This window comes from Adlercreutzia rubneri (assembly GCF_009755265.1).
In the GTDB taxonomy this organism is placed as follows: domain Bacteria; phylum Actinomycetota; class Coriobacteriia; order Coriobacteriales; family Eggerthellaceae; genus Adlercreutzia; species Adlercreutzia rubneri.
This window is the reverse complement of the sequence record NZ_WPOO01000016.1, coordinates 48,753-57,478: the sequence shown is the minus strand read 5'-3', so window position 1 is coordinate 57,478 and position 8,726 is coordinate 48,753. Positions and strand designations below refer to the sequence as shown.

The following is an 8,726-nucleotide window of genomic DNA, read 5'->3' as shown; positions in this document are numbered from 1 at the left end:
CGGCGGGGACGCAGGCGGCGTCTCCGGCACCGGCCGCCCCGCCCCGCAAGCGCCGCCGCTCCACGAAGCTGTCGGCGGCCGACGACGGGCGCGGTTTGGAGCGCGTGTCCACCTCCCGCGAGGAGGGCGCGCGCGGCGAGGGGGCCGCATCGCCGAAGCCGCGCCGTCAGCGCTCCGGGACGGCCTCGCGGCCCAAGGACGGCGCGCGCCCCAAGGACGGCGGCCGCAACCAGAGCGGCCAGGGCAATCAGGGCGGCCAGGGGAAAGCGCAAAGGGCCAAGGGCTCCCAGGGCCGCTCTCGCTCCGGCCAGGGCGACGGCAAGCCCAAGGGCGCCTCGCCGCGGCCGGGCCAGAAGTCCTCGGGGCTGCGGGCCGAGCAGGGCGGCGCGTCCCGCAGCGACGGGGCTAAGGCGGACACGGGCGCTTCCAAGCCTCGGCGCCGGCGCCGCTCCCGCAAGCCCAAGGCCGACGGCGGCTCGGGCGCGGGCTCGGGCCCGCAGAGCGGCAACGGTGGCAACGACACCGGAAACTAGGGAGGCACCTCACTCATGAACGTGGACTACGCGCTGCTCACCGATCTGTACCAGATCACCATGGCCCAGGGCTACTGGGACGCCGAGAAAGCGGGCGAGGAGGCCTGCTTCACCATGTACTTCCGCGACTATCCCTTCAAGGGAGGCTACGCGGTGGCCTGCGGCATGGCCCAGCTGGCCGACCTGGTGGAGACGTTCCGCTTCAGCGAGGAGGATATCGCCTATTTGGCCTCGCTGGACGCCCCGGCCGGCGGCCCCTTGTTCGATCCGGCCTTCCTGGAGTATCTGCGCGATCTGCGCCTGTCGGTGGATATCGACGCGGTGCCCGAGGGTACGATCGTGTTCCCCCACGAGCCGCTCGTGCGGGTCACCGGCCCCATCATGCAGTGCCAGCTTATCGAGACGGCGCTGTTGAACATGGTGAACTTCCAGACGCTCATCGCCACCAAGGCCGCCCGTGTGTGCCGCGCCGCCAAGGGGCGCCCCGTGGCGGAGTTCGGCCTGCGCCGGGCCCAGGGCCTAGGCGGCGTGTGGGCATCGCGCGCGGCGGTGGTGGGCGGCTGCGCCTCCACCTCGAACGTGCTGGCCGGCAAGCTCTTCGACATCCCGGTCTCGGGCACCCACGCCCATTCCTGGGTCATGTCCTTCGACGACGAGCTCACCGCCTTCCGCGAGTACGCCCGCATCTTCCCGAACAACTGCATCCTTCTGGTGGATACCTACGATGTGGAGCAGGGCATCAGAAACGCCATCACCGTGGGCCTGGAAATGCGCGAGCGCGGCGAGCGTCTGGCCGGCATCCGCATCGACTCGGGCGACCTGTCGTGGCTCTCGAAGATGGCCCGGCGCATGCTGGATGAGGCGGGGCTTACCGATTGCGGCATCGTGCTCTCGAACGATCTGGACGAGTACACCATCCAGTCGATGCTGGAGGAAGGCGCCGACGTCATGTCCTTCGGCGTGGGCACGAAGCTCGCGAGCGCCTACGACCAGCCGACTCTGGGCGGCGTCTACAAGCTGGCCGCGGTTCGCGTGGGCGAGGACGCCCCTTGGACGGCGCGGCTGAAGATCTCCGAGTCGGCCGCCAAGCTCACCACCCCGGGCGTGCTCGACGTGCGGCGGTACTACCAGTCCGACGGCCGCATTGCCGGCGATATGGTCTTCGACGTGAACGAGACGCCGGATGCGCGGGAGGTCATCGTGGACCCCATGGACGATTTGCGCCAGAAGAACCTCTCGGGCCTGCGCTTCGAGACGCTGCTGCGCCCGCTGGCCCGCGTCGGCAAGGTGGTGCTCGCGCCCGAGGAGCGCAGCGCCATGGCCGCCCGTGCGCGCGCTTGTGTTGGTTTGGAAACCCTTGACGAAACTCAGTTGCGCATGCTGAACCCCCACACCTATCCTGTTGGTCTGGAGCTGGGCCTCAACGAGCGCCGCCGGGCGCTGGTGGCCGAGCTGCGACATATTCTATAGAGAGGACGCTCTATGGCGAAATGCCACCTGAACATCGATTCCTGCTGCGATCTGCCCGCCTCGGTGGTGCGGCGCCCAGGCGTCACGCTCATGAAGTTCCCCTACACCGTCGACGGGGGCACCTTCGAGGACGACCTGTTCGAGTCCGTGTCGGCCGAGGCCTTCTACGGGGCCATGCGCAAAGGCGCCGAGCCCTCGACGGCCCAGGTGACGCTGCAGACGCTCACCGACACGTTCACGGCGGCGGCCGAGGAGGGGACGCCGGCGGTGTACCTGGCGTTCTCCAGCGGTCTGTCCGCCTCTTTCGACGCCGCCTGCGTCGTGCGCGATCAAGTCCTTGCCGAGCACCCGGACTTCGAGCTGCATATCGTGGACACCCATTTGGCCAGCGTGGCCGAGGGTCTGCTCGTCTACGAGGCGCTGGTGCAGCACGAGAAGGGCATGTCGGCTGCCGAGCTGGCCGCTTGGGCCGAGGAGGCCCGCTGCTTCGTGAACGAGGAGTTCATGGTGGACGACCTGGAGGCCCTGCGCCGCGGCGGCCGCATTCCCGCCTCGGTTGCCGTGGCCGGTGCCGCCCTGGATGTGAAGCCGCTGCTCGTCATCGCCGAGGACGGGACGCTGTCGCTGGTCGGCGTGGCCCGGGGGCGCAAGAAGGGCATCAAGCAGCTGGCGGAGTACTACAAGAAGAACGTCGACGACGCCGGTCAGGCCCATGTCGCCATTGTGGGCCACGCCGACTGCCCCAAAGATGCCGCGCGTCTGAAGGAGGCCTTGGAAAAGGAGGCGCCCGGGCTTTTGTGCCTGGTGTGCAACATCGGCCCGGTCATCGGGTCTCATGTGGGCGCCGATATGCTGGCCGTGGTGTTCTGGGGCCACGACAAGCGCGAGAACCTGTCCGTGGCCGATCGCATCGCCCGCAAGGTGAAGGGAGACAAGTAATGGCGAAGTCGTACGCCTACGTGGGTGCCCCGTCGTTCATCGGGGCCGTGGAGGGGCGCCTGGCCGACGCCGGCTTCTCCCAAGTCTCCGATGTCGCCTCGGCGGACATCGTGGTGACGTATGCCACCTCCGGCTCGGCGCTGGAGGATCTGTACTTCGGCGACGAGGGACTCGTCACGACGACGGCTCCGGGGTCCACGCTGGTGGATCTGTCGGCTGCCACGCCGAACTTCGCCCGCGAGATCAACGCCGTGGCGACGGTGAACGACCTGATCATGGTGGAGGCACCGGCGACGGTACGCTCGCTGGTGGCCGCCGATGCCTTCGCCCGCGAGAACCTTCTGGGGCCGGTGGCCACCGAAGCCGAGCTGACCGACGATGTCCGTCGGCTTCTGGACGCCATCTTCGGAGAAGTGGTGGAAGTGGGGGCACCGGGCCGCGCGCAGCTTCTGCGCAATACCCACACGCTGCCCTTGGCCGCCGATCTGGTGAGCGCCATCGAGGCCGTGGCCTTGGACGATGCCTCGGCCCGTTCGGTGGGAGCGCTGGACGCCGACCAGATTCCGCTGTTCAGCCCCGTCTCCGCCGATCCTGTGGTACAGGCCGTGCGCCAGCAGCGCTACACCGGCGACTACACGGCCGAGATGCTCCTGGCCGAGCTGTCCGCGGCGCTCATGGCCGCCGACGACGCCGAGGTGATTTTGCCCGGAGTGGAGGCGACCATGCACTTGCTGGAGCTTCTGGTGGTCATCGGAGGCGCCGATATGGCGCCGGCGGCGCTGTCTCTGGTGTATCAGGACGAGGCGGCCGGAGCCCGGGCCGGGCTCGACTGGACGCGCGCCGAGCAGGCCTATGGGCACCCTGCCTCCGAGGAGGACGAGGACTGGAGCGCCTACGACGACGAGGACGGTTGCGGCCACGACCACTTCCGCGAGGATCACGACTACGACGACTATGACGACTTCGCTCCCTATAACGACGACTTCGACTACTCGAACAACTAGTTGTGACTCGCCGGAATCAGAGCTGCGCGATACCTTGATTCGCTCAGACAGTCCTCGCTCGGCGGAAATGCCCACAGGGCATTTCCGTTCGCTACGGAACTCGCTCGGTCAAGGCATCCCGCATCCCCTCTACGCGTTGCCGTTGTCGTGCGAGCTGTGCCCCCGGAGGTGTGGCGTTGATCGGGCGGCGGGGGAGCGCGGGGTTTGCGGAGCTGCGGGCGAGGTGCTCGTGGCCCGGGCGGCGCTGCACTTCTGGGAGGAGCCGCCGATCTCCGGCGAGGACGGCAGCGGCACCATCTTCTTCTCCGGCTGCCCTCTGCGTTGTGTTTATTGCCAGAACGCCTCTATCGCTCTGGGCGAGGCGGCCCGGGCAATCACTGTCGAGCGCTTGGCCGCCATCATGGGCGAGCTTGAGGCGGCCGGGGCGCTGAACATCAACTGCGTGACGCCGACGCACTTCGCGCCGCAGATCCGCGCGGCGGTTGCCTTGGCGCGCGAGCAGGGCATGGCGCTGCCGGTGTTGTGGAACACGGGCGGCTACGAGACCGTGGAGGCGGTGCGCGGCAACGTCGGCTTCGTGGACGCCTACCTCACCGACTTCAAGTACGCCGATGCGGCGCTGGCGGCTCGCTACTCCCATGCTGCCGACTACCCCGAGGTGGCCCTCGCGGCGCTTCAGACCATGGTAGAGGTCGTTGGCGCCCCGTGCTATGACGAGTTCCGCGGCCAGGAGCGCCTCGTCTCCGGCGTGGTGGTGCGCCATCTCATGCTGCCCGGGGCCCTGGATAACTCCAAGGCCGTGGTGCGGCTTCTGCACGAGCGCTTCGGGAGCGATGTCCGGCTCTCGCTCATGAACCAGTACACGCCGGTGATCGCTCAGGCCGCTGCAGCCGGCGACAGGCGGGCGGCCGCGGCCCTGGCGGCGAGTCCCGAGCTTGCGACCACGGTACCCGATTCCGAGTACGAGCAGCTGCTCGATTTCGCCGATGCGCTGGGAGTGGAGGACTACTTCTGGCAAGAAGGGGGAGCCGCTGAGGAGAGCTTCATCCCGGCCTTCGACTTCACGGGCGTGTAGCGCCTAGCTGCCAGCGGTATGCGAGAGTATTAGCCGACTTTTGGCTCAACGGTCGCATGAACTTCTCCTCTGCGCGCGTTTTCGAGCGTGCACATGGTGTACGATAGCAAAAATGCCCATCGCGGCCGCAGCGTCGCGATACGCCGTCGCGTGCGGCGCGGATGCCTTCGGGTGCCTCGCTGAAAGGAGAAGTCGTGGTCAAGATCGTCACCGATTCGGTCGCCTCTATCCCCGCCGAGGTGGTGCGGGAGCGCGATATCGAAGTCGTCTCGCTGTTCGTGAATCGGGATGGTCGTGAGTACCGCGAGGCCGACATGGACGTCGATGCATTCTATGAGGATATCGCCGACATGATCGACAATCCGCCTACGTCGAGCCAGCCCTCGCAGCATGCGATGGAGACGATTTTCGAAAAGGCGGCGCAGGCGGCCGATGAGGTGCTCGGGGTTTTCATCTCGTCGAAGATGTCCGGAACGTTCGAAGGGGCGGTGCGCAGCGCTCGGGCCTGCAAGGAGCGCTACAAGCAGTTCCGCTGCACGCTGATCGACTCGACGTCGAACTGCGGCGATGAGATGTTCGCGGTGCTCGATGCATGCGATGCGCGCGATGCGGGCGGCGATCTGACGCGGTGCGCGCAGGCGGCGATTGATTCGGTCGTCTCGTCGCGGTTCATCTTCGCTCCGGAGAGCCTTGCTTTTTTGAAGGCGGGCGGTCGCATTGGAGGTGCGTCGGCGTTGCTCGGCGGTCTGCTGCAAATCTCCCCCGTGCTCACGGTGGCCGATTGGGAGACATCCACGTTGGCGAAAGTGCGCACGTGGAAGAAGACGCTTGCTCGCATGGCAGACGTCTTCAAAGAGGAGATCGAGGCCTTTGGGCTCAAGCGCGTGGTGGTGCACTACATCGGATCGGCGGCCCCCGCCATCAAATGGGCGCGCGAGGCTATCGAGCCGGCGGTGGGACACGCGGTGGAGGTGCTGCCCGTCAGTCCGGTCATCGGCGTTCACGTGGGGCCGGCCGTAGGGATTGCCTATGAGTGCGAGTGCCCCGTGCCCGGCAAGCTGACCGCCCCGACCGGCGAGCTGGTATTCAGCTTGTAGGGCCGTCGTCGCACCGGCGGGGATGTTTGCGCGGCCGCGGCTCACCCGCGTTCAGCGTAGCGCGGGCGCAGGGCGGCAGGGCTTTCCTGCAGCTCGGTGAGGTTCTTCCAGAAGCGCTTGGGCATGAATTGACGGCGCAGCTCCGGGTGGTAGCGGGCGTCGATGGAGACGCTTTTGTAGAAGGTGCGCCAGGCCTCGCTCATGAGGGCCTCGTCGGCGGTGCGGTCGGGCAGCGCTCGTTCCAAGTCGCCGGCGCCCTCGGTGTTCACCAGCTGCCAGTCGCCGCCGTCGTAGACGCCGGCGAGATGGTGCACCTCGTCGTAGATGATGAAGGGCTGCACGCCGAGACGTTCCACGAAATGATCCATGATAAGCGGCACCACCGAGGCTTTCGGGTTCACGCGGGCGAACCATACATCGGCTCCTTCGCCGGCGAGGTGCTGGAAGCGCACGAACTGGCGCATATGCTCGCATTCCTGACCGACCGAGCGCGAAATGCGGAAGAGCCGCTCCACGGCCGGATGCGTGATGTCCGAGAAGGCGCGGCCCCGCTGCTTGGGGCACGGCCCCATGCCGCCGCGGCCTGCGCAGGAGGCGCGCTTGCGACAGTGCTCGCATGCGCGATGCTTTTGCTCGTCGATGGCATAGCGCACGAAGCGGTAGACCGCCGTGCCCGCACCCGGCTCGTCCGAGCAAGCGGCGCGGGTCACCGCCAGGGCTGCCGCGCGGCCGCACTGGCGGCGCAGGGTGCCCATGACGCGCAGGGCCCGGTCCTGGTCGGTGGGGATGAGCGACACGCGCTGGCCGAGACGGAGCTGCAGACGCTCTTCCGGCGCGATATCGGTGGGATGCTCGTGGCGCTCGTAGGCGGCGAAGACAGCCGAGAGCAGCCCTTCCAGGGAGCCGTCGTAGGCGTAGGCCACCTCGTCGTAGATGTCGGGAGGAGGGGAGGGCGTCGCAGGGGCGTCTTCCGCGGATGCGTTCGGGATATGCTCCATGGCGCCCACCTAGGCCACCGAGAGCAGCGGGCTGTCGAGCGTTTTGCGGCCGTCGGCGATCGAGCGTTCTGTGGCCGATGCCGCCTCGGTTGCGATCGCTTGCCGTCCGTCCGCCGTCCCGGTCGTCTCGAGGGCCCGGCGCTGGGCGGCAAAGGCGACCTCGCGGGCGGTTGCCGCATCGGGGCTCGTCTCGGGCAGTACGGGCGGTGCCTCCACGGTTTCGAAGAGGCTCATCTGGCCGGCTGGGGCGCGGTCGGCGCGGCGCCCGTGGCGACCGCCGTCGATAGGGGCCGAAAGCCGCGCGTGCAGGGCCTCGCGGGAGAAGTCGATCCCCGATCCGCCCCAGGCGCCGTTCATGGTGATGAAGTAGCGGGCGCGCTTATAGGCGATGCCGAGCTTTCTCAGCTCCGCCTCGCCGAGGGTGGATTGCCGTCGTGCCCGACAGATGAGCTTGGCGCCGCGCACGCCGATGCCGGGCACGCGCAGAAGCGCCTCCAAAGGCGCGCTGTTCACCTCCACGGGGAAGAAGTCCAGGTGGTTCAGGGCCCAGTTCGCCTTCGGATCGACATCGGGGGCGAGGAAGGGATTGTCCTCGTCGATGATCTCGCTCACGTTAAAGCCGTAGAAGCGCAAGAGCCAGTCGGCCTGGTAGAGGCGGTGCTCGCGGTTCAGCTGCACGGCGTCGGTGGCGGGCAGGAGCGGGTCGGCCACGACGGGGAGGTAGGCGCTGAAGAACACGCGCTTCAGCGACAGGTGGGTGTAGAGGGCCGCTGACAGATTCAAGATCTGGTAGTCGCTTTCCGGAGTGGCTCCGACGATCATCTGGGTGGACTGGCCCGCCGGCGCGAAGGCCCGTGCCTTCCGGGCGTTCTTCTTGGTGAGGTACACCGTGGTGCGCTTCTTCGCCAGCGAGCGCGATTCCGCATCGTCGGCGATGGAGTCGCAGATATGCCGCATGGGGGCCAGGATGGACGCACGCGACTTGTTGGGGGCCAAAAGCCCCAGGCTCTGCCGGCTCGGCAGCTCCAGATTCACCGAGAGGCGGTCGGACAGGCGCCCCAGCTCGTCGATGAGCTCCACCGAGGTGCCGGGGATGGCCTTGGTGTGGATGTAGCCGCGAAAGCCGTACTCCTCCCGCAGGATGCGCAGAGCCGCTATCATGAGCTCGGTGGTGCGGTCGGGGCATCCGGCGACGCCCGAGGAGAGGAACAGCCCCTCGATATAGTTGCGACGGTAAAAGCCGATGGTGAGGTCGGCCAACTCGCGGGGCGTAAATGCGGCTCGGGGTGCCTCGGCGTTGCTCGCGCGGTTCACGCAGTAGCAGCAATCGTAGACGCAGACGTTGGTCATGAGCACCTTAAGCAGCGTGACGCAGCGCCCGTCCGGCGTGAACGAATGGCAGCATCCCGCCTGGGTGGCCGCGCCCAGCTGCCCGGCCTTGCCCGCGCGCTGAACCCCGGAGGAGGTGCAAGCTACGTCGTACTTCGCCGCATCGGCCAGAATCTCCAGCTTCTCGATGACGTTCACCGCGCAACCCCTTCCCGTCGCCAAGCATCTTCCGGCCCGCAACTCTTTACGGGCACACTTGTTCGCCCGAATGAATGTACGCT

General features: G+C 67.6%; 7 protein-coding genes and 1 pseudogene. 6 read left to right on the top strand and 2 right to left on the bottom strand.

Annotated features, from left to right (window positions below):
- From GO707_RS12055 to GO707_RS09255, 6 genes and pseudogenes are all read left to right on the top strand, one after another.
- Positions 1 to 533: pseudogene (locus GO707_RS12055) on the top strand (hypothetical protein); the annotation flags it as partial.
- Positions 534 to 548: 15 nt separating this feature from the next.
- On the top strand, positions 549 to 2,003 hold the full coding sequence (locus tag GO707_RS09275; protein WP_114540600.1) for a nicotinate phosphoribosyltransferase: 1,455 nt from the start codon (positions 549 to 551) through the stop codon (positions 2,001 to 2,003).
- Between the two features lie 12 nt (positions 2,004 to 2,015).
- Complete coding sequence (locus tag GO707_RS09270; RefSeq protein ID WP_157012856.1) at positions 2,016 to 2,942, top strand: DegV family protein; 927 nt, start codon at positions 2,016 to 2,018, stop codon at positions 2,940 to 2,942.
- Positions 2,942 to 3,946 carry an NAD(P)-binding domain-containing protein gene (locus GO707_RS09265; protein WP_114540602.1) on the top strand — a complete coding sequence of 335 codons (1,005 nt, stop codon included), beginning with the start codon at positions 2,942 to 2,944 and terminating at the stop codon, positions 3,944 to 3,946. The genes GO707_RS09270 and GO707_RS09265 overlap by 1 nt, the downstream gene beginning before the upstream one ends.
- A gap of 142 nt (positions 3,947 to 4,088) precedes the next feature.
- Positions 4,089 to 5,021, top strand: coding sequence for a radical SAM protein (locus GO707_RS09260; protein ID WP_227070670.1), 933 nt, complete (start codon positions 4,089 to 4,091; stop codon positions 5,019 to 5,021).
- Positions 5,022 to 5,215: 194 nt separating this feature from the next.
- Positions 5,216 to 6,118, top strand: coding sequence for a DegV family protein (locus GO707_RS09255; RefSeq protein WP_114540604.1), 903 nt, complete (start codon positions 5,216 to 5,218; stop codon positions 6,116 to 6,118).
- Positions 6,119 to 6,159: 41 nt separating this feature from the next.
- On the opposite strand, the gene GO707_RS09250 is transcribed toward GO707_RS09255, so the two are convergent.
- Positions 6,160 to 7,116 carry a TIGR03915 family putative DNA repair protein gene (locus GO707_RS09250; protein WP_114540605.1) on the bottom strand — a complete coding sequence of 319 codons (957 nt, stop codon included), beginning with the start codon at positions 7,114 to 7,116 and terminating at the stop codon, positions 6,160 to 6,162.
- Between the two features lie 9 nt (positions 7,117 to 7,125).
- Positions 7,126 to 8,643, bottom strand: coding sequence for a putative DNA modification/repair radical SAM protein (locus GO707_RS09245; RefSeq protein ID WP_114540606.1), 1,518 nt, complete (start codon positions 8,641 to 8,643; stop codon positions 7,126 to 7,128).
- Between the last annotated feature and the right edge of the window lie 83 nt (positions 8,644 to 8,726).